General features: G+C 30.9%; 2 pseudogenes. One reads left to right on the forward strand and one right to left on the reverse strand.

The features are described 5' to 3' along the window. Nucleotides 1–143: pseudogene (locus tag IDG64_RS14680) on the forward strand (MobV family relaxase); the annotation flags it as partial. Here IDG64_RS14680 and IDG64_RS15295 read toward each other — a convergent pair. Then, nucleotides 124–249, reverse strand: a pseudogene (locus tag IDG64_RS15295) (hypothetical protein); the annotation flags it as partial. The pseudogenes IDG64_RS14680 and IDG64_RS15295 overlap by 20 nt on opposite strands.

The raw sequence follows: 249 nt of genomic DNA on the forward strand, positions 1-249 counted from the left end.
CCTTTGCGGAAAGAGTTAATAAGTTAACAGAAGATGAACCAAAACTAAATGGTTTAGCAGGAAACTTAGATAAAAAAATGAATCCAGAATTATATTCAGAACAGGAACAGCAACAAGAACAACAAAATAACCAAAAACAATAACACTCATGGTTCCAGGAAAAATAACACTATTACCTATTGTCGCTACATTTACATGATAAATAGTTTTCATCATATAAGGCACCATTGATATAAAACCAGCTACTAT

Source organism: Staphylococcus sp. EG-SA-15, from assembly GCF_017151895.1.
GTDB classification, from domain to species: Bacteria; Bacillota; Bacilli; order Staphylococcales; family Staphylococcaceae; genus Staphylococcus; species Staphylococcus aureus.